The organism is Flavivirga sp. 57AJ16, from assembly GCF_028736925.1.
Taxonomy (GTDB): domain Bacteria; phylum Bacteroidota; class Bacteroidia; order Flavobacteriales; family Flavobacteriaceae; genus Flavivirga.
The window spans coordinates 69348-92302 of the sequence record NZ_JAQZAT010000020.1; the positions used below are offsets into that span (position 1 = coordinate 69348).

The 22955-nt window shown below is 34.0% G+C and carries 24 protein-coding genes; 4 read left to right on the forward strand and 20 right to left on the reverse strand.

Annotation, left to right across the window (positions count from 1 at the left end; all coding sequences use genetic code 11):
* Positions 1 to 230: 230 nt before the first annotated feature.
* From PQO00_RS17920 to PQO00_RS17935, 4 genes are all read right to left on the reverse strand, one after another.
* On the reverse strand, positions 231 to 503 hold the full coding sequence (locus PQO00_RS17920) for an HU family DNA-binding protein (protein ID WP_072401030.1): 273 nt from the start codon (positions 501 to 503) through the stop codon (positions 231 to 233).
* A gap of 189 nt (positions 504 to 692) precedes the next feature.
* Positions 693 to 1640, reverse strand: coding sequence for a methionyl-tRNA formyltransferase (gene fmt / locus PQO00_RS17925; protein ID WP_274186233.1), 948 nt, complete (start codon positions 1638 to 1640; stop codon positions 693 to 695).
* Positions 1641 to 1724: 84 nt separating this feature from the next.
* On the reverse strand, positions 1725 to 3629 hold the full coding sequence (locus PQO00_RS17930; RefSeq protein ID WP_274186234.1) for an ATP-dependent DNA helicase RecQ: 1905 nt from the start codon (positions 3627 to 3629) through the stop codon (positions 1725 to 1727).
* 2 nt (positions 3630 to 3631) lie between these two features.
* Entirely contained in the window at positions 3632 to 4171 is a 540-nt protein-coding gene (locus PQO00_RS17935) for an ATP-binding protein (protein WP_274186235.1), read from the reverse strand.
* Between the two features lie 203 nt (positions 4172 to 4374).
* On the opposite strand from PQO00_RS17935, the gene PQO00_RS17940 reads away from it, so the two are divergent.
* The 3 genes from PQO00_RS17940 (at position 4375) to murA (ending at position 6701) form a co-directional block, all read left to right on the forward strand.
* A complete protein-coding gene (locus PQO00_RS17940; protein WP_274186236.1) occupies positions 4375 to 4668 on the forward strand; it encodes a DUF493 domain-containing protein in 294 nt (97 codons plus the stop codon).
* Between the two features lie 71 nt (positions 4669 to 4739).
* Positions 4740 to 5381, forward strand: coding sequence for a DUF4290 domain-containing protein (locus tag PQO00_RS17945; RefSeq protein ID WP_274186255.1), 642 nt, complete (start codon positions 4740 to 4742; stop codon positions 5379 to 5381).
* A 9-nt stretch (positions 5382 to 5390) separates the two neighbouring features.
* The gene (murA, locus tag PQO00_RS17950; protein ID WP_274186237.1) at positions 5391 to 6701 is read left to right on the forward strand and encodes a UDP-N-acetylglucosamine 1-carboxyvinyltransferase; all 1311 of its coding nucleotides are present in this window, start codon (positions 5391 to 5393) and stop codon (positions 6699 to 6701) included.
* 134 nt (positions 6702 to 6835) lie between these two features.
* Here the strand turns inward: murA and PQO00_RS17955 are convergent, their stop codons facing one another.
* The 4 genes from PQO00_RS17955 to PQO00_RS17970 all read right to left on the reverse strand — a co-directional run bounded on the left by PQO00_RS17955 (position 6836) and on the right by PQO00_RS17970 (position 8337).
* Entirely contained in the window at positions 6836 to 7066 is a 231-nt protein-coding gene (locus PQO00_RS17955) for a KTSC domain-containing protein (protein WP_274186238.1), read from the reverse strand.
* Positions 7067 to 7352: 286 nt separating this feature from the next.
* Entirely contained in the window at positions 7353 to 7568 is a 216-nt protein-coding gene (locus tag PQO00_RS17960; RefSeq protein WP_274186239.1) for a hypothetical protein, read from the reverse strand.
* A gap of 163 nt (positions 7569 to 7731) precedes the next feature.
* Positions 7732 to 7956: a hypothetical protein gene (locus tag PQO00_RS17965; protein ID WP_274186240.1), complete on the reverse strand. Its 225-nt coding sequence runs from the start codon at positions 7954 to 7956 to the stop codon at positions 7732 to 7734.
* 210 nt (positions 7957 to 8166) lie between these two features.
* The gene (locus PQO00_RS17970) at positions 8167 to 8337 is read right to left on the reverse strand and encodes an aquaporin (RefSeq protein WP_337992861.1); all 171 of its coding nucleotides are present in this window, start codon (positions 8335 to 8337) and stop codon (positions 8167 to 8169) included.
* 141 nt (positions 8338 to 8478) lie between these two features.
* Here PQO00_RS17970 and PQO00_RS17975 point away from each other — a divergent pair, with 141 nt between their 5' ends.
* Positions 8479 to 9327 carry a DUF2911 domain-containing protein gene (locus PQO00_RS17975; RefSeq protein ID WP_274186242.1) on the forward strand — a complete coding sequence of 283 codons (849 nt, stop codon included), beginning with the start codon at positions 8479 to 8481 and terminating at the stop codon, positions 9325 to 9327.
* Positions 9328 to 9637: 310 nt separating this feature from the next.
* Here PQO00_RS17975 and PQO00_RS17980 read toward each other — a convergent pair whose 3' ends face one another.
* The 12 genes from PQO00_RS17980 to PQO00_RS18035 form a co-directional block, all read right to left on the reverse strand.
* The gene (locus PQO00_RS17980) at positions 9638 to 9838 is read right to left on the reverse strand and encodes a helix-turn-helix transcriptional regulator (protein ID WP_274186243.1); all 201 of its coding nucleotides are present in this window, start codon (positions 9836 to 9838) and stop codon (positions 9638 to 9640) included.
* Positions 9828 to 10247: a hypothetical protein gene (locus tag PQO00_RS17985; RefSeq protein ID WP_274186244.1), complete on the reverse strand. Its 420-nt coding sequence runs from the start codon at positions 10245 to 10247 to the stop codon at positions 9828 to 9830. Before PQO00_RS17985 ends, PQO00_RS17980 begins: the two co-directional genes overlap by 11 nt.
* 135 nt (positions 10248 to 10382) lie before the next feature.
* Positions 10383 to 11369, reverse strand: coding sequence for a Gfo/Idh/MocA family protein (locus tag PQO00_RS17990; RefSeq protein WP_274186245.1), 987 nt, complete (start codon positions 11367 to 11369; stop codon positions 10383 to 10385).
* The gene (locus PQO00_RS17995) at positions 11347 to 13062 is read right to left on the reverse strand and encodes a sodium:solute symporter (RefSeq protein ID WP_274186246.1); all 1716 of its coding nucleotides are present in this window, start codon (positions 13060 to 13062) and stop codon (positions 11347 to 11349) included. Before PQO00_RS17995 ends, PQO00_RS17990 begins: the two co-directional genes overlap by 23 nt.
* Before the next feature lie 116 nt (positions 13063 to 13178).
* Complete coding sequence (locus PQO00_RS18000) at positions 13179 to 15704, reverse strand: PIG-L family deacetylase (protein ID WP_274186247.1); 2526 nt, start codon at positions 15702 to 15704, stop codon at positions 13179 to 13181.
* Positions 15705 to 16220: 516 nt separating this feature from the next.
* On the reverse strand, positions 16221 to 16754 hold the full coding sequence (locus PQO00_RS18005) for a mechanosensitive ion channel domain-containing protein (protein ID WP_274186248.1): 534 nt from the start codon (positions 16752 to 16754) through the stop codon (positions 16221 to 16223).
* A 218-nt stretch (positions 16755 to 16972) separates the two neighbouring features.
* Positions 16973 to 17929, reverse strand: coding sequence for a septum formation inhibitor Maf (locus tag PQO00_RS18010; protein WP_274186249.1), 957 nt, complete (start codon positions 17927 to 17929; stop codon positions 16973 to 16975).
* Positions 17930 to 17962: 33 nt separating this feature from the next.
* Entirely contained in the window at positions 17963 to 18556 is a 594-nt protein-coding gene (locus PQO00_RS18015) for a Maf-like protein (protein WP_274186250.1), read from the reverse strand.
* 930 nt (positions 18557 to 19486) lie between these two features.
* Positions 19487 to 20401, reverse strand: coding sequence for a geranylgeranylglycerol-phosphate geranylgeranyltransferase (locus PQO00_RS18020; protein WP_274186251.1), 915 nt, complete (start codon positions 20399 to 20401; stop codon positions 19487 to 19489).
* A 23-nt stretch (positions 20402 to 20424) separates the two neighbouring features.
* A complete protein-coding gene (locus PQO00_RS18025) occupies positions 20425 to 20739 on the reverse strand; it encodes a hypothetical protein (protein ID WP_274186252.1) in 315 nt (104 codons plus the stop codon).
* 182 nt (positions 20740 to 20921) lie between these two features.
* Positions 20922 to 21452: an HAD family hydrolase gene (locus PQO00_RS18030; RefSeq protein ID WP_274186253.1), complete on the reverse strand. Its 531-nt coding sequence runs from the start codon at positions 21450 to 21452 to the stop codon at positions 20922 to 20924.
* Positions 21433 to 22200: a Rossmann-like and DUF2520 domain-containing protein gene (locus PQO00_RS18035; protein ID WP_274186254.1), complete on the reverse strand. Its 768-nt coding sequence runs from the start codon at positions 22198 to 22200 to the stop codon at positions 21433 to 21435. The genes PQO00_RS18030 and PQO00_RS18035 overlap by 20 nt, the downstream gene beginning before the upstream one ends.
* Positions 22201 to 22955 lie beyond the last annotated feature (755 nt).

Below are 22955 nucleotides of genomic sequence, written 5' to 3' on the forward strand. Positions count from 1 at the left end.
CCGATGAACTCGGTTAAACGTTATGGATTATATTGAAAGTAAGTAATTTCCTGTATACCTACTAACAGGCATTCCCGTTTAAAGACTTTTCAATTATATAGTAGGTTATAGAAGTAAAAAAAAAGAAAAATGGTATAAAAGGGGAGTCCATTAAAAAAGCTTAAATAAGTTCGATGCAATAAAAATGCCTTCAAAATCTGAAGGCATTTTTTTATGTAAAAGGAGTAAAACTAGTTTACTGCACTTGATAAATCTGATCCAGCTTTAAACTTAACAACGTTTTTAGCCTTAATTTTGATAGTTTGTCCAGTTTGAGGGTTTCTTCCTTCTCTTGCAGCTCTTTTAGAAACTGACCAAGACCCAAATCCAACTAAAGAAACTCTGTTACCTTTTTGTAAAGCTCCTTCAATTTCGATTATTGCACACTCTAAAGCTTTTTTTGCAGCTGCTTTAGTGATTCCTGCGTGTTCTGCCATTGCGTCGATTAAATCTGTTTTGTTCATAATATAAATTTTAATTATTAATAAAATTGGTTAAACATAATTGTTATATCCTACTACAAATTTATACGGATTATGAAACCATGCAAGTAATAGCAAGCGAAAAACGCGGTATTGTTAATAACTTGATGCTTTTGTTAATAAAGGAAGTGTATTTTATCGGTGATTTATAATATCAATGAGAATAAGGGTTTAGAGCATTTTCGCATTTCTTTCAAAAGTATAACCATTTAAAAGCGATTTTATATCCATAGTTCGTTTGCCTGGAAGTTTAATTTCCTTTATTATAATATAGCCATTTGTAACAGCCACTTTTAGCGTTTTATTATCATGGATTATGGTTCCAATACTATTTTTATGAGGCATTATTTCTTTTTCCGCTTGATAGATTTTTACATCCAACTCATGGTCTCCGTTTATTAAAGTACACCAAGCTGCCGGGTACGGACTTAGACCACGTATCTTATTATATATATTGTCTATAGATGCGTTCCAATCAATCTTACAATTGTCTTTATTTAGCTTATAGGCTGTTCTAATATCTTTTGTTATTTTCTGTGGTATGGTTTTAACGTCTCCTTTTTTTATGGCGTTTACTGTTTTTAAAACCAAGTCACTTCCTATAGTCATTAATTTATCATGTAAACTACCTACGTTTTCATCAGTTTCTATTCCAATTTCTTTTTGAAAGATCATATCACCAGTATCAATTTTTTCATCAATAAAGAAGGTTGAAACCCCTGTTTTGGTTTCACCATTAATGATAGCCCAATTAATAGGGGCAGCACCACGATAGTTTGGTAATAAAGAAGCATGTAAATTAAAAGTACCATATTCAGGCATTTGCCAAACCAACTTCGGGAGCATTCTAAAGGCTACCACAATTTGAAGATTTGCTTTAAGTGCTTTCAATTCATCTAAAAAAACATCATGTTTTAAATTGGTGGGTTGTAAAACTTTTAAGTTAGCTTCTTTTGCATATAATTTTACGGCACTTTCGTTTAGCTTACGGCCACGTCCAGCGGGTTTATCGGGGGCAGTTATAACACCAACTATATGATATTGGTTTTCTACTAATGCTTTTAGAGTGGCCACGGCAAAATCTGGTGTGCCCATAAATACGATTCTTAACTCTTTCATCTGTTGATATTCATTATTTGTTTTTTGTCAGACGTCATTCACTTCCAATATTTTCAAAATAATTTAAAATTTAAGGCGCTTATTTCATATATGACTTAATTTATATGTGTTTGTTGGAGTCATACTTATAATATTATGCTCTAACAGTAATTTTAAGACTATTTTTAAATCACTTTCTTTGCAATTTAATGTTGAAACCATTTCTCTGGATGATTTATCGCCTTTTTCCAATAATTGTATAATACGTTTTTTTGTAGTATGAATGTCTTGTGAAGCAGTATTCTTTTTAGGGTTAGTGCAAACCGAGCAAATACCGCATGGATTGATGTCCCTTTCACCAAAATAGGTTAGGAGCTGTACACTTTTACAAACCGAATCGTTTTCAATATAATCAAGCATGGCATTAACTTGATGCTGTTTTAATTTGTTTTGTTGCTCTATAGTCGATGCGATTTTGTTAATTGTTTTTTCATCTTCCCGAGGTTCTATAAAAGTAATTTGGGCATCTGTTTTTGCTAAGTTTAGGGTAATGATTTCATCACTTTCTAGTTGTTGGAGTGTATCTATTACCTTACTTTCGGTTACTGACGCTTTTTTAGAGATTTTCGTCAAATCAATTTTAGTAACATGGTCAAAAATACCACCATACATTCTTAATATTGATTTTACGATGATATTAAAATCTTGATGGGTTTCTAAATAATTAAAAAGAGTGGCATTCGATATAATGAATTGTAAGGTTATTTTGTTTTTAAACTGTTTTGATAAGGTAATAATACTATTCCTATCCAATAACAACAGGGCGTTATAACATAAAATAGAGCTAAAATTATAAGTTTGACAAAAGGTAGTAAACTCAAAATCAAAAGTTTCGTATTCGCCTTCACCATACGCTATTTGAAAATAGTTGCATAATTTTCTATAAACTTGCTTCACATAATCCACTGTGGGCAAAACGTTTAAAAACTGGTTTTTCACTAAAATGGCATCGCTATTATTTTTTAAGATCACAGCAAAAGCCTTTTCTCCATTGCGACCTACACGACCGGCCTCTTGAAAATAACTTTCAATACTTTCCGGTAAATTGAAATGAATCACTGTTTTAACATCTGGTTTGTCAATACCCATACCAAAAGCATTGGTGGCAACCATAACCTGTTTTTGGTTTTGAGACCATGCTGCCATGTTGGTGTCTTTTTCAATATTTGAAAGACCTCCGTGATAATAGGTTGAAGAGATGTTTCTAGATGCTAAAAATGTACTGATTTCTACGGTTAACTTCCTGTTTCTAACATAAATAATTGATGATGAGGTATACTTTTTTAAAATGGTTTCAAGGCGGTAATACTTATCATTTTCATGATATACCATATAGGCTAAATTGGGCCTGGCAAATGATTGTTTGAATATTTTGGGTTGAATAAAATCAAGTTCTTTTATAATATCCTCAACGACTTCTGGTTTTGCCGAAGCGGTTAAGGCGATCACATTTACGCTAGGTTGTATTTGACGCAATAACGATATATTTTTATAAGCAGGCCTAAAATCACTTCCCCATTGCGAAATACAATGTGCTTCATCTACAGCTATTAGGTTTACGTTCATTTGTTTGATGCGATCCTGTACCAATTCTTGTTGTAAACGTTCTGGCGATAGGTATAAAAACTTATAATTTCCGTAAATACAATTATCTAAGAGCGTATCTAATTGACCGTAACTTATTCCGCTTGTAATTGCCATAGCTTTAATCCCTTTGTTGTTTAAGGCCAGTACCTGGTCTTTCATAAGGGAAATTAAAGGCGAAATAACAATACAAATACCATTTTTAGCTAGGGCCGGAATTTGAAAGCACAATGATTTTCCTCCACCAGTGGGCAATAACACAAAAGTGTCTTCCCCATCAATTGCCGCATTAATAATGGCTTCTTGGTTGGGCCTGAATGCTGTAAATCTCCAGTAACGCTCTAATATGTTTATGGGATGCTCCATAATTACATATCCAGGGTGTTTAAAATGAAATTGGTTCTATTCTCAACGGTATCAAAAGGGACATCGATAAGGTCATAATTAAAACCTTGATAGGTTTTAAGTAAGTATTTGTGAATATCCAAAGCCTGTTCAAAATTTTCGTAGCGTTCATGGTCGCTCTTGTAAATAGATTCCCAAGGCTTTAAAATAAAAACGGTATCGTAGACCAAATCCTTACATGTATTTATAAAGCTCTGTGGATAGGAATCTCCAATATAGTCCATGTAGGCTAACACATCGGGAAGTCCTCTGTCAAAAAAAATAATTTCAGATGCATACATGCCGGCATTCAAAAATTGTTGCTGCCTACCTTTTAAAAGCAATTCACTAAATAATAACGGATTGGCTAAAAACAGCTGATCAATGCCTTCTTTTTTTGCATTTAAAGTGACCTGACGTGAAATTTCTTCAAAACAAGTGTAGCCTCTACCAATCAATTCATTTATTAAAGTAGATTTTCCTGTTCCCGGACCACCAGTAATTACAATTTTTTTTGTGTTCAAATCGGTATTATTTTGCCGTAAAAATCGTAATTAAACCGCGATAAAAAAAATGCAGGGAAAAACAGTGATAGCAAACATTTTTAATTTGCGGTATCGTGTTTGTATAAATGTTATTTTGTTGTGGGCAGTAAAATTTAAGTATACCATTAAAAATAAGGATATAAACAGATGAAACCGTATATTTGCACGATATAAAAATGACTATGAGCACACCTTCAAATTCTGAAGAATTTTACGAAAAACTAAAGGGGCAATTATATGAAACAGCAAGTTGGCCCACAGAATATTTATATAAATTCATTATAAAATCTGATATTGAAAAGATAGCCAAGCTTGAGGCCCTTTTTAATAATCTTGGAGCTGTTATAAATAAAACTGAATCTAAAAATGGAAAATACACAAGTGTTTCTGTCAATTTGCACATGAGGAATCCAGATGCAGTTATTGAAAAGTATAAAGAAGTTGCAGAAAAAGTTGAAGGGGTGATAAGTCTTTAGTTTTTTTTTGTATTTTGCGCAAGCATACCAACTTACATGCATAAATAATTAACTCTACACATTTAATTTTGATTATAGATAATTTAGAATACAATACAGAGCGTGAACATTTAATCATTCCAGAGTATGGACGCCATATGCAGAAAATGATTAATTACGCTAAAACTATAGAAGTAAAGGAAGAACGTAATAAAGTCGCAAAAGCTATTATATCTGTAATGGGGAACATGCAACCTCATTTAAGGGACGTTCCAGATTTTCAGCATAAACTTTGGGATCAACTTTTTATTATGTCTAATTTCGAATTAGATGTGGATTCACCTTACGAAAAGCCTACTAAAGAACTTTTTGAAGAACGTCCAGAACCTTTAAAATATCCGCAGAACTTCCCTAAATATCGTTTTTATGGCAATAATATTAAAATAATGATAGATGTTGCCAATACTTGGGAAGAAGGCGACCTTAAAGAAGCTTTAACATTCACGATTGCCAATCATATGAAAAAGTGTTTCTTAAATTGGAATAAAGACACTGTTGAAGATGCCGTGATCTATAATCATTTGTACGAGCTCTCTGAAGGAAAAATTAATTTAAAAGGCTCTAAAGAAGAGTTATCGGATGCTACAAGCCTGATGCGTTCAAAAAGTAAATTTTCAAGTAATAAGAAAGGCCACCATAAAAAGAATTCCAACAGACAAAGAAAACGCCACTAGTTTATAGGTATGGGAACATTTAAAATTGAAGGTGGTCATCAGCTAAAAGGAAGCATACAACCTCAAGGAGCCAAAAACGAAGCGTTACAAATTTTATGTGCTGTTTTATTAACACCAGACTTAGTAACAATAAATAATATCCCAGATATTGTAGATGTTAATAAGCTCATTAGTTTATTGGGAAAACTAGGGGTTAAAATTGAAAAACAAGCACATGGCTCGTACACTTTTCAAGCAGATAATATCGATTTAGACTATTTAGAATCTGATGAATTTAAAGTTGACGGACGTGGCTTGCGCGGGTCTATTATGATTGTTGGTCCTTTATTGGCACGTTTTGGAAAGGGGTATATTCCAAAACCTGGCGGAGATAAAATTGGTCGAAGACGATTAGATACACATTTTGAAGGGCTTATTAATCTTGGCGCCAAATTTAGATATAGTAAAGAAGAACAGTTTTATGGTGTTGAAGCCGATAGATTAAAGGGAACGTACATGCTTCTTGAAGAAGCTTCAGTTACGGGAACAGCAAATATTGTTATGGCTGCTGTTTTAGCTGAAGGAAAAACAACAATATATAATGCTGCTTGCGAGCCTTACTTACAGCAATTATGTAGAATGCTTAATAAAATGGGAGCCAAAATAAGTGGCGTTGGTTCTAATATGTTGGTTATTGATGGTGTAGAAACTTTAGCAGGGACAGACCATACCATGTTGCCGGATATGATTGAAATTGGTAGTTGGATAGGACTTGCTGCTATGACAAAAAGTGAACTGACCATTACCAATGTCTCCTGGGACGATTTGGGGTTGATACCTAATGTTTTTAGGAAATTAGGAATTACTGTTGAGCGCCAGGGCGATAATATTCATATTCCAGCGCATACAGATGGTTATGAGATACAAAACTTTATTGATGGCTCTATCTTGACGATTTCTGATGCACCATGGCCAGGATTTACTCCAGATTTGTTAAGTATTATTTTAGTTGTAGCGACACAAGCTAGAGGTAGTGTTTTAATACACCAAAAGATGTTTGAAAGCCGTTTGTTCTTTGTAGATAAATTAATTGATATGGGAGCAAAGATTATATTGTGCGACCCACATCGAGCAACTGTTATTGGGCATGATTTTAAGTCGACATTAAAAGCAACAACTATGACATCACCAGATATCAGGGCTGGCGTATCATTGCTTATTGCAGCACTTTCAGCAAAAGGGACCTCTACAATCCAAAATATAGAACAAATTGATCGTGGTTACGAGCGTATAGATGAACGTTTACGTGCTATAGGAGCTAGAATTGAAAGAGTGGATTAGTTTTTAAATCTACCGTTTTCAACCCAAACTTTAAAAAAGGCTTTTTCATATATAGCTAAGTCGCTATAAAATGGCATAGAATATTTAGAAATAAAAAATTGAAGTTTAAGATAAAAAGCGCAGGCATAATTGGCTCAATCAATAGTTTGGGCAAATCGTAATTCGTCGTATTTACCTTTTATGTGCTTTAAGAAATAGCGTCCTTTAGAATGGCTGTTTTTAAGCTCTTGCCAGATTGCTTTAGATAGATTATGATATTGTCTAATCTGTTTGTTTTTTTTAAGTTCTATTTCTAAAATTTCACTTTCAGGATCATAGCCCATACTATTTAGTATGGAAGATTCAATTTGTTTTCTTCTTATCATAAGTTAAAGGTTAAGTTAGCTTGATTAAAAGTAGGATTTTTTTTCAAAAAAGCAACATCTATTCATACATGTTTTTGGTGGGTGATTTTAATTCATAATTGGTATAAGTATATATTGTAGCCCCAGAAATATATATGAAGTCTCATATAATCTGGGGTTGATACTTTAGGGGATAAATCAAAACCTAAGTTTGGTGTAAGGTTATTGAAAATGTTACTTTTTAGGGAGATAATATATGTTCATTGTAGTTAGAGTTGATTTATATACAATGAACTAGTAGATGTTTTTAAGGTCTGCCCTTTAATCTTTTCTCTATTTTCTGTTTAATTACAGTCAGGCGTTTCATTAAATCCATAATTTCTGGATCCTTCTCTTTTTTGTAAATTTTGTTTAAACTTAATATTAAATCTTTAACCTCTCTTGATGCTTCTATTCGTTCGCTAGTAGTTTTAAAAGTTTGTTTGCGCTGTTCGAATTCTAAAGCGTTACTAATAATATCCATGAATTTTTAATCTAATTTATATTTGTCCGACAATTCTTCTTTTTTCAGAATTTGACAATATAGTAAAATATATGCCATATTTTATTTTTACACAGAATAATTATGGAAAATTTAATATTTAGTAGTTCGGATATCGATTTTTTTTGTAATCCTAATAAAGTTTTTAAGCTGTTAAAGGAGCTCCTTTTAATCGCTTTTCAACTTTTCTTTTTATGACAGTTATCCGTTTCATCATATCCATTATCTTTTCATCTTTTTTTGCCTTATATATTTTATTTAAATCTAAAATTAATGCTTTTGCCTCTCTCGAAATCTTTACCCGGTCGCTAGTTGATAACGATCTCATTTTTCTTTGCTCAAATTCTAGAGCTCTATCTATTAAATCCATTTATTATAATTATTTAAATCGCTTTATGATTTTCTTCTCCTTTAGGTATATAAATTGTACACACATAGTATGGGAAGAATTTAAATCTATAAAGGATCGATTGCTCCAAAGATACAAAACGCTTAATCTGTTGCCGGATAAGTTAAACAGAAATATTGATAGCGCTATAAGGATTCTTTATGATTTTGATCTTTGCGACCTAAAATATTTTCAACAGCAATGATCATCTTTAACAAGTTTACAGCTAGAAACAGCCGTCATTGCTCCAAGTATTGGTGCTGTAATATATAGCCATAGATATTGAAAATTACCGGTAAAAAGGGCTTGGGCTATAGATCGGACTGGGTTCATGGAAGCTTTAGTCATTGGGCCGGCAAACATCCTCTAAAAGGATAACACTATAGTTATTTACAGCACAAATATACAACCTCTTAATTTAAGCTTTTGTTAACAAAAAAAGAATTTTGGATACGTAATTTAGAGCTATTAATCAAACTCATAATTAATTAAAATACAATCAAAATGAAAAAACTATTATTAATTGCCTTGGCATTTACATTTTCCTTAAATGCAACTGCACAAGTAAAGACCCCCCAGCCCAGTCCATTTTCTAAACAGGAACAAAAGGTTGGTTTAACAGATGTGACCATTGAGTATTCCAGACCAAACATGCGAGGGCGTACTATTTTTGGTAATTTAGTGCCTTATGGTAAGTTATGGCGTCTAGGAGCTAATAAAAATACCACCATTACTTTTAGTGATGATGTGACTATTGATGGACAAGCCCTTAAAGCAGGTACTTATGCTATTTTTGCAAAACCAAATACCGAATCATGGGATGTTGTATTTTATGCGGATGCAAATAACTGGGGCACGCCTAGTGAATGGGACGACACAAAAGTTGCTGCTAAAACAAATGCAAAAGTTTATAAGTTGCCTATGAAGATTGAAACCTTTACTATGTCATTTGATGATTTAAGTAATAGCGGTGCTTCTTTGGGTATGATGTGGGAAGACGTTTATGTTGGTGTTAAGTTTGAAGTACCAACAGATGAAGCGGTTGTTGCTAGTATAAAAAGCGTTATGAATGGACCAAGTGCTGGAGATTATTATTCTTCTGCGGTGTACTATTTACAAGAAGGTAAAGATATAAATAAAGCAAAAACATGGATTGATAAAGCTGTTGAAATGACTAAAGATAATCCACGTTTTTGGTTTTTAAGACAACAGTCTTTAATACATGCAAAGGCAGGAGATAAAAAAGGAGCTATCGCTGCTGCTAAAGCATCTTTAGCTAGTGCCGAAAAAGCTGGAAATGCCGATTATGTAAAAATGAATAAAGATTCCCTTAAAGAATGGGGAGCGATGTAAGCCCAGGTTTCTAAATTATAGCTAAGTCGCTATAAAATGGCATAGAATATTTAAAAATAAAAAATTGAAGTTCAAGGTAAAAAGCGTAGGCATAGCCTAGTTCAATGTCATTAAGTTAAGGCCGTAATGTGACAAATTAAAGAACAAATTTCCTTAACTTAATGACATTGAGCCTAGTTACGGCGAGTATTTATAACGAAGATATTCGGTTTTTTACTCTGAAGGATCATGTTATTTTATATTGATTTAGCTATATTAAAAAGAGGCAGAATTCTTTGAATCTTAACTTGGAATTCAGCCTCTTTTATATTTAATCTTTATCTTCTAAAAAGAAAATGTCTTCTACAGTTTTTTTAAACAGTTTCGCTATCTTTAGTGAAAGTACTGTGGATGGTACATACTTGTTTTTTTCCATAGCGTTTATAGTTTGCCGGCTAACACCTATTTTTTCTGCTAAATCTGCTTGTGTTAAATTATGAATGGCACGTTGCACTTTTATATTATTCTTCATGACTTCTGGATTTTAGTTTAAGGAAGTTAAAGCGAATAATAAAAAAGATAAGAGGTGTAAACATGTTATAGATCATTACGGTAAAGAAGTTGCCATCATAAAGACATATGATAGAAAGTAAAAGTACTGTATAGTTAAGGATTATTGCCCATACTAGAGAGTCTTTCCTTAGTTTATAAATAAATTCATCTTCAATTTTTTCTTTAGAGAAGCCTACTAAAAGCCCACCAATAATGATTAGTATTGAAATTATTTCATCTAAAAAATCAAAACCAAAATCAGTTATAAAGCCAAAAACATCTGGTATAAAATCACCAATTTGTAGAAAGAGCCCTCCTGTAATTCCTGAAATAAAAAGTACCCAACCCCATGTTTTGTACTTGTTTGGTAATAAATAATTTGTTTGCATAACTGTTCGTTTTAAAAAACTGAAATGAATTCAGCTCAGGTTGATTCAATTGATTGATAAATCAAAAGTAAAACAAACTTTACATTTAGACAAGTAAAATTTACTTAATGTAGTAAATACTAATACTTTCTGTAACTAATATTCTAATTTAATGCTTGCCCTTACCTCGTCAAGAAGTCTTATAAGCTGCTTACTAAATTTGAAAGTCATGATATCACTTTCTGTTTTCCCTTCTCTTAGAAGGTTGTTAAAATGAAGAATTTCGTAATTATAACCAATCTTTTTGTATTTAAAATCTATGGTTTCTTCTTTGTTATTAGAAATTATGGTAACCGTAGTAGGTCCAAAAAATCCGCTATTAATTTTAATGATCCCTTTTTCACAGTAAAAAATGGCTTCTGTAGGCAATTTTTCTAAAAGCGAGCTTTTTAAATGAGCCGTTACGTTATTGTTGTAATGAAAAACCATGTTACATGATGCGTCTGCCCCATTATCAAAAAAAGTAGCATTTGTTTTTATGTTCTTTGGTATACCTAAAGTAGATAATGCTACAAAAATAGGGTAGATACCAATATCCAATAAGCTTCCGCCCCCTAAGGATTTGTTAAAGACCCTGGAAGCATTATTAAATTCACGATAAAACCCAAAATCTGCTTCAAGTTTTAAAATATCCCCATAGGTCTTGTTGTTTAATGCCTGCAAAACATATTGGTAATGCGGAAGAAAATAAGTCCACAATGCCTCCATAAGGAGCACCTTTTTTTCTTTGGCTTTAGAGATCATGGTGTGGACCTCTTCGGCATTCATGGCAAAAGGTTTTTCACACAATACGGCGATACCTTTTTCTAAACAAAGTAATACATTATCTTTATGTAATGCATGGGGTGTGGCTATATATACAGCATCAATATTTGAATCTTTTACTAATGCTTCATAACTACCATAAGCTTTAATAGCATGATAGGTTGAAGCAAAGGCATCTGCTTTTTCTTGGGACCTTGAAGCTACAGCATATAGTTGGGCCCCTTTAATCGTTGATAAATCCCGTGCAAATTTATTGGCAATATTTCCTAAGCCAATAATGCCCCAGTTTATAATTTTATTCTGTAATTGTTTTGTCATTTCCACTAAATATTTGCAGCGTACATGCAATAGTAATAACTATAGCGCAACCAACAAAATTTAACCATAAAAACGGCAAATTAATAATTTGGTATAAATCTAGAATGTATAATACAATAATTAAAACCTGGGTGATCAGTGCTCCGATAAAAACCGCATTTCCTTTTACGAATTTAAAAAAGAAAGCAAGCAAGAATATCCCTAGTACATTGCCGTAAAAAATAGACCCTATAATATTGACCAATTGGATTAAGTTTTCTGCAAGATTAGCAACACAGGCCACGCAGATGGCTATAACGCCCCAAGCAAAGGTAAACCACTTTGACGCCCTAACCATTTCCTCTTCGGTTTTTTCGCTCGTATTTCGCTTATATAAATCGATAGTTGTTGTAGATCCTAAGGCATTTAGCTCACTAGATGTGCTAGACATGGCGGCACTTAAAATAACTGCTAATAATAACCCGATAAGCCCTCGTGGTAAATTATTCAATATAAAATGAATAAAAACATAGTCTTTATCATTACTTTCAATTTTTATATTTTGTTCTTCTGCAGCTTTATTGATAAGTATTTTGGCTTCGTTTCTAATAGCATCATTTGCTTCATTGGCTATGGCAATATCTTTTGAAGCATTTGGATTATCAGCAGCATCAGTAAATGATTTTATAAGCGTTTGTTTATCGTTAAAAACTTGTCTCTGTTCATTTTGGAGTGATTTGAATTCATCTGCATATTGAGAATTCAAAACAACTTCGGCAGCCGTTGGGTTAAAATTAATGGGCGCTTCATTAAATTGATAAAAAACAAATACCATGACACCTACTAACAAAATAAAAAATTGCATGGGCACTTTTAAGAGACCATTAAAGATGAGTCCTAATTGCATTTCTTTAACAGATTTCCCAGATAAATAGCGTTGTACTTGACTTTGGTCTGTACCAAAATATGAAAGCATTAAAAAGGTGCCGCCAATGATACCGCTCCAGAATGTATAACGATTATTTAAATTGAAAGAAAAATCCAGAACTTCCATTTTACCACTAGCACCGGCAATGCTTAATGCTTTACTAAAGGTAATATCTGCTGGAAGTTTGCTAACAATTAAAAAGAATGCGACTAACATGCCTATAAAAATCACCACCATTTGATGTTTTTGGGTAACATTAACCGCACGGGTCCCCCCAGTAACCGTATAGATAATAACTAAAAGTCCAATAATGATATTGAGCGTTAACAAATCCCAGCCTAAAACAACCGATAAGATAATGGCGGGAGCAAAAATGGTAATACCTGCTGCTAGTCCTCGTTGGACCAAAAATAAGACCGCTGCCAATGTCCTGGTTTTTAAATCAAATCTGTTTTCTAAAAATTCGTAAGCGGTGTATACTTTTAGGCGATGGTACAGTGGAATAAAGACTATACATATAACCACCATAGCAATGGGAATCCCAAAATAGAATTGTACAAACCCCATACCATCATTAAAGGCTTGCCCGGGTGTTGAAAGGAATGTTATGGCGCTTGCTTGCGTTGCCATGACCGATAAACCAATGGTCCACCATTTTGATGAGTTTCCACCTTTTAAATAATCCTGAACATTTTTGCTGCCTTTTGTTTGCCAGGTACCATAAGTAACAATAGCCATGAGCGTTACTCCAAGTACGACCCAATCGATCCAATTTAAAACCTGCATAATTTAAAACGATTGCGTTATTAGGTAAAAAACTATAAAGTATATGGCATTTGCAATTAACACCATAGAATAAAGCTTGAGCCAGGGCTGTTTAGGTTGTTCTTTGTCTGTCATAATTAATCGTTTAGTCTTACTTCTTGCTTTAAATCTTCTTTACCTATAGAGAGCATGTTAGCGAATAAGCGGTATGCTCCAGAAACACCTGCAGGAAACTCTCTAAAAAAGCTTAATCCTGTGTAGATATAATATCCTTTACCATGCTTGGCAACCAACAAACTACCATCTTTTGGAGTTTCATTTTTATCGTTCATGGACAAAATAGGAGTGAATTTGTCAGACCATTCATTAGGAAAATACAAACCCCGTTCTTGTGTCCAGCCTTCAAAATCTTTTGGGGTTATTTTATTGGGATAGTTTAAAACAGGATGTTCTGGGTTTAAAAAGCGAACATCGGCATGTTCGTCTGTAACCCTATCGCGAGATAACTTTAAATCATACGGAGCCAAATCATTAACTGTTACACGGTGACTCGTGTTGTATTGCACAATCATATTACCACCTTTAGCAACAAAATCAAAAAGAAGTTGTTGTTTAAATTTTAAATTTTCAATGGTATTATAAGCACGTATTCCAACAACTAAAGCATCAAACCTGCTTAATGTTTCCGCATCGATTTCTTCGGGTTTTACGATACGGACTTGATACCCGATTTGTTGTAAACTTTCAGGAACCACATCGCCAGCTCCTTGGATATAGGCTATATTTTCACCTTTCTTTTGAATGTCGAGGCGGACAATTTTACTTTCACTAGGTAATAAAACGGTTTGAAACGGAATATGTTCGTAGCCTATTTCAATAAGTTCCTTCGTGTAATTTTTACCATTAATATGGACGATGGGGTGTATGTAGCCTTCATCTTGATTTTTAGGGGGCACTACTGTGAAAATAAGCGTTTGCTCTTCCCCTTTATTTTTAATAAATACTTTTTGTCTTTTAGGATATATGGCCCAATTATTTGGATGGGATATCTCTACATGGCCTTCTAATTCATTTCTCCCTGCCTTCACCACAACGGTGATATCACGTTGTTTGTCATTTTCAAAAATGACAACCTTTTCGGTAATTCTTGCTGACGCTTCTGGTATGATTTCAAACGGACGGTACAGTTCGCCTTTATCTGGTTTTGAATAGCGCTGTATAATGTTTTTTGTAAATGTTATAGGTGTATTTTCAATAAGTAAATTAAAATCTATAGTATAGGTTCTCGGAGTTTCAGGCAAACCTATTAAGCTTTTATCTGCTACTTTATACATGCCTAAAGTGCCTTTGTCACTTAACCAATAAGGGGTGGTTGGTTGTGCACCACTTTTAATTTTAATGACTTCTTTAAAGTTGTATTTGGTATTGCTTTTTAATGCAATATTTTTCGAAATATTTAAATCGCTAGCATTATTCAAGCTGACTAAGGTGATAGGGGAACGGCTTCTATTTAGGACTTCAATGTTTAAGTTTATGGTTTCATTTTGGGTGGCCCAATTGGTTTCTGCCGAAGCTTCTAAATACAGACCGGCACACATTTCAATAATGGCTTTTAGTTCCTTGGTTTTTTGGGTTTTCCAATGCTCATCTTCAATATTTTGAAGGCGTTTATAAGCTTCTATTAATTGTGGAATGTGTTCTGAAGGGTTTACAAAATTAAATTCATCTTCAATTTTAAGCAAAATATCCCCAATGGCTTTTCCCCCTTTCACACGATTCCAGGAGGTATCGATACCATCAAAAATATTTTCCTTGTCTGTTAGTGGAGCACCTTTTAAAAATTCTACGTACTCCTGTTCTGTACCTCGTTGTGCTAAGCGTCCGAATCCTTGGCATAAATGCTGACTACTCGCTAAAGAAGCTAATTCGTTATTAGATAATCCTTTAAGAGGGTAATATGTGCCAATATCGAAGCTGATCATGTTACTTTTATCGGCTTCCTCAAATTTTTCCCTGCTACCATAAAACCACCAGTTGGTATTAAAAAACAGGCGTTGTGGTTTCCAAAGTTCAGTATTTTTTAGCTGCGTAGGATATGCAGAATGATCGTTGGCAAGATCAAAAGCTTCCATGCTTAGCATAGCAGAACTTGTATGATGACCATGTGTGGTGCCTGGTGTTCTGTGGTCAAACCTGTTGATTATAATATCTGGTTTGAATTTTCTAATGGCTAAAACAACATCGCTTAAAACCTGATCTTTGTTCCATATTTCCAAAGTTTCGTCCGGATGTTTTGAATAGCCAAAATCGTTGGCCCTGGTAAATAATTGTTCCCCACCATCAACACGTCTTGCTGCTAATAATTCCTGGGTTCTTATAACACCTAGTAACTCTCTAATTTCAGGACCAATAAGGTTTTGTCCACCGTCACCTCGAGTTAAAGACAAATAGGCCGTTCTTGCTTTAACATGATTGGACATATAAGCAATAAGCCGTGTGTTTTCATCATCTGGATGGGCCGCAACATACATAACAGAACCCAGAAAATTAAGCTTTTGAACAGATTCGTATATTCTTGAAGATGAAGGGGTTTTGGGTTTTTGTGCGTATGAAAAAGAAAATAAAAAGACTAATATCAATGTATAAAGTGTACTTCTTCGCATAATTTTTTAGTTAGCTAAAATTCAAATATAACAAAGTTAAACAGGGGGAAAGCTCCTTTTAATGTTTCTTTAACTTTAAATTTCCCGTTGTCATTATTTTACCTTTTTTAATTATTGTTGTCCGATAAAAACTATAAACTATAATTAGAAGCCCATCAATAAAAGTAAAAGCATTACAGATTAGACACCTTGCTTTAAATACCAGTTAAAACAAACAAGAAATATTTAGGTTTCAGGAAGTAAAACAATAGAGATGTCTGTGTTTGTCTGTTAGTTACAATCAAGTCTATGTTCTTGGTTCCAATAGCGAAGCGGTCTTACGCCTTTAGTCGCACACTAATGTTTTGTAATAAAAGGTATTAAACCAGGGATCCTACTGGATTCAGAAATACTGAAACAAATTTAGCACATGAAGCGGGATGAGCCTGCCACGTCAAAGACCTAGTTCAACTACCTGTTTTGAATGCATTACATCGTAATTTTCCCTGCAATGAGCATGGATTAATAAAAATTCATTCAAATAGCATCAATACCTTCATCTATAGCATCCTTTTCAACTAGAGTAACCGCTTTTTGTAGCATTAAATTATTAGGGTAGGTTACTAAATCACCATTATCCAATCTAAGGTGCAATTGGAACGCTCTAATATCTTCAATAATGGCTTTTATGGGAAAATCTTTATCGTGAATTTCTATTTTATCGCCTACTTTATATGGAAAATTAAAAAACATAATAATGCCAGAGGTAATATTGCTTAGAATGGACCAAATGGCAAACAAAGCGATCCCTAGTATAGCGAAAATTGAAGAAAAAATGACTGCGAGATCCTCTAGTTTTGCACCAAAAATAAAGGCTTCAATAAGAACGGTGATTAAAAAAAGGGCCACTGTTACATATCTGCGCACAAGACCAATTCTAGCCTCGTTTATACCATTTTTTCTGGCGACTTTTGTGATAGTAAAATGTGTGACAAATCTAATCGCCAGTATTGAAAGAAGAATAATTCCTGTAGCTATAAACTCTTCTTGAATAGTTTCAAAAAAATTCATTTTTGAGAATTAAAGTTAAAAATATACTGAACTCATTTAAAGTTTTAGAATAATAGCAAAAATTAGTCATTTTTCATATAGATAAAGACTTTTTTTAATAACATAGCATCGCTACGGAATTCAATAAAGGCTAAATATGGATGAAAAAAGGCGCTTTTTTAACCATTTGGAAAATTTTAAATAGTTCACTGTAAAGATACGTTAGTAAAAGTACATTTTTAATTTAATTGAAGGGTATCCCTTAAAATTTCATCTTTATTATGATTCTTGCTCCAGTAAGCAGATTTAATAGTTTTTAATTTTGTTGCTTTAGTAGTTAACTCTTTAGCTTTTGAACCAAAACCGCTTTTAAATTTTTCTTCCCAACCTAAAATACCATAAGGAAAGTTAGGGTCAAAATTAATAACCAATGTCCTATTTAAATCAGGATAGTTTAATGTATAAGAGTTATTTTTTAAAACCGCCGTAGCTTTGTAGGCTTTTATAGGAACATGTCTTAATCTGTTATATTCAAAAGAAGGAATAATTTCTATACCTCCTGTGGGAAGCGATTTAGGATCGATGCGTAATTGTGTCCATAATTCATTTTCTAAAATAGCCTTTTCTAAGCTAAAATTTTTATCAGCTTCTCCTTCAAAATAAGAATGCGATATGACCTCAAATTGTTTTTTATTATTAAGTTGAGCGTATACATGTCCGCACCATTCTTGCATGGAACAGGATACTTTTATAGCATGTTTATCATTAGAAACAGGGTAGAAGGTGCTTTGCATTATGGCATACGGATATATACCAGTATTAAAATTTTTGGTAGCGTTTAATTTTAACACAGAAACATTGTTCGCGTTTTGCTTGTCTGTTTTTACTTGAACGTTCGGTAAGAAATCTTCGGTGACATATATTAAAACCGCACGCCCATTTCTTATTTCTCCATAACGGGCTTGCTCTAACTTGTATGATGATATTTCAGCTTGGCCGGTATACCAATAATTTTTAAATTCTTGAGAGGGCTCTTTTTGTTTTGAATCTTTGTTTATAGCAATATCTGCTGTTGTTTTAAGTGCTAATTTTTTTGATGTTTTTTCTTTTTTACAAGAAGTTAGTAAGCTTAAGGTTGCAATAATGATATATAACGCTATTTCTACTTTAATGATTTTTTTGAATGCTTGTACCATGACCAGGGTATTTAGTAAGGTAAAGTTACAAATTCATGATTTGTTGGCAATATCGTTTAACGTTTTGTAAACAAGATGTGTAGGTAGCCCCATAACATTAAAATACGAGCCTTCTAATTTAGTGACCCCTATTTGTCCTATCCATTCTTGAATGCCATAAGCTCCTGCTTTATCAAAAGGCTTGCAAGTGCTTATATAGTATTCGATCTCTTCGTTGGTTAAATCCTTAAAGGTCACCTTGGTAATGGCGTGCAATGTTTTTTCGTAAGTTTTAGTGGTAAAGCAAACCGAGGTAATGACTTCATGAGTGGCATTACTTAAAGATTTTATAATACTAAAAGCTTCCTCTTTATCCCTGGGCTTTCCTAAGGCTTTATTATGGTGCCAAACAATGGTGTCGCTAGTAATAAGAATATCGTTGTCCTTTAATTCGTTTTTAAAGGGGAGTGCTTTTAATTGAGCGAGATAGTTGCTAATTTCAAAATGTGCAAGGCGTGGTGGATACTCTTCTTTTACCGGTTTTAAAATGATGTCGAAATCCAATCCTAAATCTTTGAAAAAGGCTTGCCTTCTGGGGGAACCAGAAGCTAAAATAATACGATGGTTTTTTAATTGTTCGTTAAGCATGTTTTTCAGTATTCAGTCTCCAGTCTTCGGTCTCCGGTCTTCAGTGTTCAGTGTTCAGTGTTCAGTCTCCAGTCTTCGGTCTCCAATCTTCGGTCTCCAATCTTCAGTCTCCAATCTTCAGTCTCCAATCTTCGGTCTCCAATCTTCAGTCTCCAGTCTTCGGTCTCCAATCTTCAGTCTCCAATCTTCAGTCTCCAATCTTCAGTCTCCAATCTTCAGTCTCCAATCTTCAGTCTCCAATCTTCAGTCTCCAATCTTCGGTCTCCAATCTTCAGTCTCCAATCTTCAGTCTCCAATCTTCGGTCTCCAATCTTCAGTCTCCAATCTTCAGTCTCCAATCTTCAGTCTCCAATCTTCAGTCTTCAGTCTTCAGTCTCCAATCTTCAGTCTCCAATCTTCGGTCTCCAATCTTCAGTCTCCAATCTTCAGTCTCCAATCTTCGGTCTCCAATCTTCGGTCTCCAATCTTCGGTCTCCAATCTTCGGTCTCCAATCTTCGGTCTCCAATCTTCAGTCTCCAATCTTCAGTCTCCAATCTTCAGTCTCCAATCTTCGGTCTCCAATCTTCGGTCTCCAATCTTCAGTCTCCAATCTTCGGTCTCCAATCTTCAGTCTCCAGTCTTCAGTCTCCAATCTTCAGTCTCCAATCTTCAGTCTCCAATCTTCAGTCTCCAGTCTTCGGTCTCCAATCTTCAGTCTCCAATCTTCAGTCTCCAATCTCCAGTCTCCAATCTCCAGTCTCCAATCTTCAGTCTCCAATCTTCAGTCTCCAATCTTCAGTCTCCAATCTTCAGTCTCCAATCTTCAGTCTCCAATCTTCAGTATTCAGTCTCCAGTCTTCAGTCTCAGTTCAGCTTTGCGTCTTAGCGCCTTTGCAAGACAAAAACATCCAACTTCCAGCTTCCCACTCCTCACTTCCAACTTTATACACCTACTTCTTCAAAATAAAAGTATAAAGCAGCAAAGACAGCATTCCAAACAGCATGACCAATTTAAGCATATTACTAATATGACGATGCTCTTTTTTGGTTTTGGCGCTAAAAGCTTTAATACTAATGTAGAGTAATGGCCCTATTATAAATAGTAAAAAGTAAATAACGGCTATTAGATTTTTATATAGTTCGTTAATAGTATATAGCGTGATAATAAAAAGAGGTATAAGAGATAAAATAAATAATACTTTAGTAGCGCGTTCCCTGCCAATTGCAATAGGTAGTGTATTCATGCCTGCTTTATGGTCGCCATCGATATCCTCAATATCCTTGGTTATTTCTCTAAGTAGGTTGATGACAAAAGCAAAGATGGCATAATTGAAAATAACTTTAAAGAAGGCTAATTGTAATGGCTGATTTTGTGGCGTAATAGCTGGAAGTAATTCAAAAACACCAACAATAATAATACTTAATGCGACTAATAAGGAAATAACAATATTGCCAATTAAAAGTGTTCGTTTTAAATAAGTGGCATATACATAGAGTAATGCCGAAATAACAACAAAAATGGAAAAGAACGGGCTTTTGTCAACGAGATGTGATATATAGAAACCTAAGCCAACGCCAATAACATTAAAAGCAATAAATAAATTATAAGCTGTTTTTTCTGAAATAGATTTGCCGATGATTAACTTATTTGGTTTGTTTACAAAGTCGGTTTCAACATCATAAATATCATTAATAATATTTCCCGCTGCAGCAATAAAAATAGTCGCGAGGATTAGAAGTACCATCCCTAAAGAGGTTAAGCTTGTTTGAGCACCAAATGGTTCTAAAAAGGCATATTTAATGAGTAATTGCACAAGGGCAATCATGAGTAAGTTTTTCCAGCGGATAAGGTTTAGAAAATTCAATGTGCGAAATGTGTACGTTAAGTTTATACTTCTGACATAAAACTGTCAATTAATAATTTAATGATGAAAAGGATAATAGTGAACACAAAAATGAATACAATAATTGTTTTCCTTGTTCTAACTTTTTCATCTTTTCTAATCTTATTTTTTATAATTTCTTTTTCCGACTTGGTTAAGGTTTTATGAGAAAAATTGAGTTGATATTGTAAATATGTTTCGTTATTTAATTTTTCTTTAAGAATAGAAAACGGCTTATTGGAGTGTTGATTAAAAACACTTTGGTTGTTGCCAAAACCTATATAACCAAACCCAGTACTATGTCTTCTTTTATTTCTCACTAAGTTATAAAAGTTTATTTTTAAGCCCCAATATATAGCAATTTAGTTGAAAATAAATAATTAAAAGTGCTGCTACAAATTCACAAATACTAATTTTTCTATTTTCTATTTTCTATTTTCTATTTTCTATTTTCTATTTTCTATTTTCTATTTTCAATCATCAATCATCAATCATCAATCATCTAATCATACTTAGCTCCAAAATTACCATGCCATTTTTCCTGTACTTTCAATACCTGTTCAATAACATCGCGAACGGCACCTTTGCCGCCTTTTTTATGTGAAATGTATTTGGATATATTCTTTATTTCCGGAACGGCGTCTTGCGGACAACAAGGCAGGCCAACACCTTTCATAACAGGGAAATCGGGAATATCATCGCCCATGTAAAGAACATTTTCAGATTTAATATGGTTAACGTCAAGATAGATGTCCAACTGTTCAATTTTGTTATGTACACCTAAATAAATATTAGAAACACCTAATCCTTGTAAACGAACCCGAACCCCTTCATTAGAACCCCCAGAAATAATACAGACATTATATCCCATATCTACAGCGGTCTTTAAGGCGTAGCCATCTTTAATGTTCATTCTTCGTAACATTTCGCCAGTGGATGTTATGGTTACTGTGCCGTCTGTTAAAACACCATCGACATCAAATATAAAGGTTGTAATGTGTTCTAAATATTCTTTATAACTTTTTTCTTCCATGAGTGCGCTGTATAGAGTTGGTTAGTAATTGGTAAATATCTTTATGGTGTTGATCTTCCAAAAGTTTTAGATGTTTACGTATTGTTTTTTTGTCGTTACGTTTTGCAGGGCCCGTTTGCGCCTTAAAAGGGGATAAATCTTGAACTTTTTTAGCTGTTTCTAGAATGAGCGGTTTTAAAAGATCAAACTCGGCACCTTGACTTTCAGTTATTTCGTGCCCTATTCTATATAGCTGATTGGTGAAATTATTTACAAAAACAGCCGCTAAATGTAATACTTTGCGCTGGTCGCTATTAACCCTTTTTGTAGGGCTACCAATAGCCAAGGCTAGTTTTTTTATAATAGGATAGCTTTTCTTGTCGATAGTTTCAATGCAAATGGGCACATTCTTAAAATCTATTTCGGCTTCTTTGCTAAACGTTTGTAGTGGGTAAAATACACCACGTTTATGCTTTTTATCGATATCGTACACCCCTACACTTCCTGAGGTATGCAATACTAATTTATTTTCAAAAGGAAGCTGGGACGAAAGTTCAGGAATAGCATCGTCACTTACTGCCAAAATATAAACATCGGCATCTTTAATCAATGACAGATCATCAATAATTTCCACATCCTTTTTATAAGAAAGGATAGGCGTTATACGTCTGCTGTACCATTGATTTATAACAATGTCGTCTGCTTGGTTAAAAGCCTTGAATAAATGAGTTGCAACATTACCAGAACCTAGAATTACTACTGAAATCATGGTGCTAAAATACTAACGAATTACGAATTACGAATGATGAATTACGATTTTTTAACTTATACCAAAACAAACTTAAAAACAGCGTTGATAATTCATTTCTATCACCTACGCGATATCCTAAATTACTTTAAAGCTACAGTTAACCGTTTTATGTCGTTGTTTTTCACCTTCTAAGCAGATGGTCACAGGTTCTAATCCGAAAAGGAGATTGTCGAGCGATGGGACGACGAGCACATCGAGATCTATAAGATGTTGATCAAGTAACCACGACAACTTTAAATGGATAGCCAATATGTACAAAAACCGGAACCCCAAACTGGTCAGGACGGCACTGGAACTGGCCGAGGAGATAAAGGGCCATCTTAAAAAGTTCCAAAGATGATAGGCAAGGGCATAGCGCATACCAGGGCCTCTATGGAATATACGGCTGGAACCAGGAAAAGGATGCAGAGATGGTGCACCAGCAGATGTCACTTGGGAACCAAAAAGGAATAGGCTATTAAAACGATATATTATGGCAAAACTGGAACAGATTACGGAACTCTAAAACATTTGCTTCAACAGCAATACGGGATTTAAAAGATCTTCTAGATAAAAATATACTATTGAAAACAGGGGGGGGTAAAAGGGATCAACACAAAAAGTTGTGGAGTAGCATAAAAAGTTTAAACTTTGCTTATTAAAAAACTCTATGCTTACCCCTGATTTATTTGCTATTGTCAAACTATTGCTTCCAGAAGTTTTAATCTCTCATT

Excerpts from the sequence above, each read along its gene's own strand:
- PQO00_RS17920 (WP_072401030.1), bottom strand. The coding sequence starts at position 503 with ATGAACAAAACAGATTTAATCGACGCAATGGCAGAACACGCAGGAATC.
- PQO00_RS17995 (WP_274186246.1), bottom strand. The coding sequence starts at position 13,062 with ATGCAGGTTTTAAATTGGATCGATTGGGTCGTACTTGGAGTAACGCTC.
- PQO00_RS18015 (WP_274186250.1), bottom strand. The coding sequence starts at position 18,556 with ATGCTTAACGAACAATTAAAAAACCATCGTATTATTTTAGCTTCTGGT.
- PQO00_RS17930 (WP_274186234.1), bottom strand. The coding sequence starts at position 3,629 with ATGGAGCATCCCATAAACATATTAGAGCGTTACTGGAGATTTACAGCA.
- PQO00_RS17960 (WP_274186239.1), bottom strand. The coding sequence starts at position 7,568 with ATGGATATTATTAGTAACGCTTTAGAATTCGAACAGCGCAAACAAACT.
- PQO00_RS17940 (WP_274186236.1), top strand. The coding sequence starts at position 4,375 with ATGAGCACACCTTCAAATTCTGAAGAATTTTACGAAAAACTAAAGGGG.
- PQO00_RS17970 (WP_337992861.1), bottom strand. The coding sequence starts at position 8,337 with ATGTTTGCCGGCCCAATGACTAAAGCTTCCATGAACCCAGTCCGATCT.
- PQO00_RS17980 (WP_274186243.1), bottom strand. The coding sequence starts at position 9,838 with ATGAAGAATAATATAAAAGTGCAACGTGCCATTCATAATTTAACACAA.
- PQO00_RS17965 (WP_274186240.1), bottom strand. The coding sequence starts at position 7,956 with ATGGATTTAATAGATAGAGCTCTAGAATTTGAGCAAAGAAAAATGAGA.
- PQO00_RS17985 (WP_274186244.1), bottom strand. The coding sequence starts at position 10,247 with ATGCAAACAAATTATTTATTACCAAACAAGTACAAAACATGGGGTTGG.
- PQO00_RS18035 (WP_274186254.1), bottom strand. The coding sequence starts at position 22,200 with ATGATTTCAGTAGTAATTCTAGGTTCTGGTAATGTTGCAACTCATTTA.
- PQO00_RS18010 (WP_274186249.1), bottom strand. The coding sequence starts at position 17,929 with ATGGTACAAGCATTCAAAAAAATCATTAAAGTAGAAATAGCGTTATAT.
- PQO00_RS18005 (WP_274186248.1), bottom strand. The coding sequence starts at position 16,754 with ATGAATTTTTTTGAAACTATTCAAGAAGAGTTTATAGCTACAGGAATT.
- PQO00_RS17975 (WP_274186242.1), top strand. The coding sequence starts at position 8,479 with ATGAAAAAACTATTATTAATTGCCTTGGCATTTACATTTTCCTTAAAT.
- PQO00_RS17955 (WP_274186238.1), bottom strand. The coding sequence starts at position 7,066 with ATGATAAGAAGAAAACAAATTGAATCTTCCATACTAAATAGTATGGGC.
- PQO00_RS18000 (WP_274186247.1), bottom strand. The coding sequence starts at position 15,704 with ATGCGAAGAAGTACACTTTATACATTGATATTAGTCTTTTTATTTTCT.
- fmt (WP_274186233.1), bottom strand. The coding sequence starts at position 1,640 with ATGAAAGAGTTAAGAATCGTATTTATGGGCACACCAGATTTTGCCGTG.
- PQO00_RS17990 (WP_274186245.1), bottom strand. The coding sequence starts at position 11,369 with ATGACAAAACAATTACAGAATAAAATTATAAACTGGGGCATTATTGGC.
- PQO00_RS18030 (WP_274186253.1), bottom strand. The coding sequence starts at position 21,452 with ATGGAAGAAAAAAGTTATAAAGAATATTTAGAACACATTACAACCTTT.
- murA (WP_274186237.1), top strand. The coding sequence starts at position 5,391 with ATGGGAACATTTAAAATTGAAGGTGGTCATCAGCTAAAAGGAAGCATA.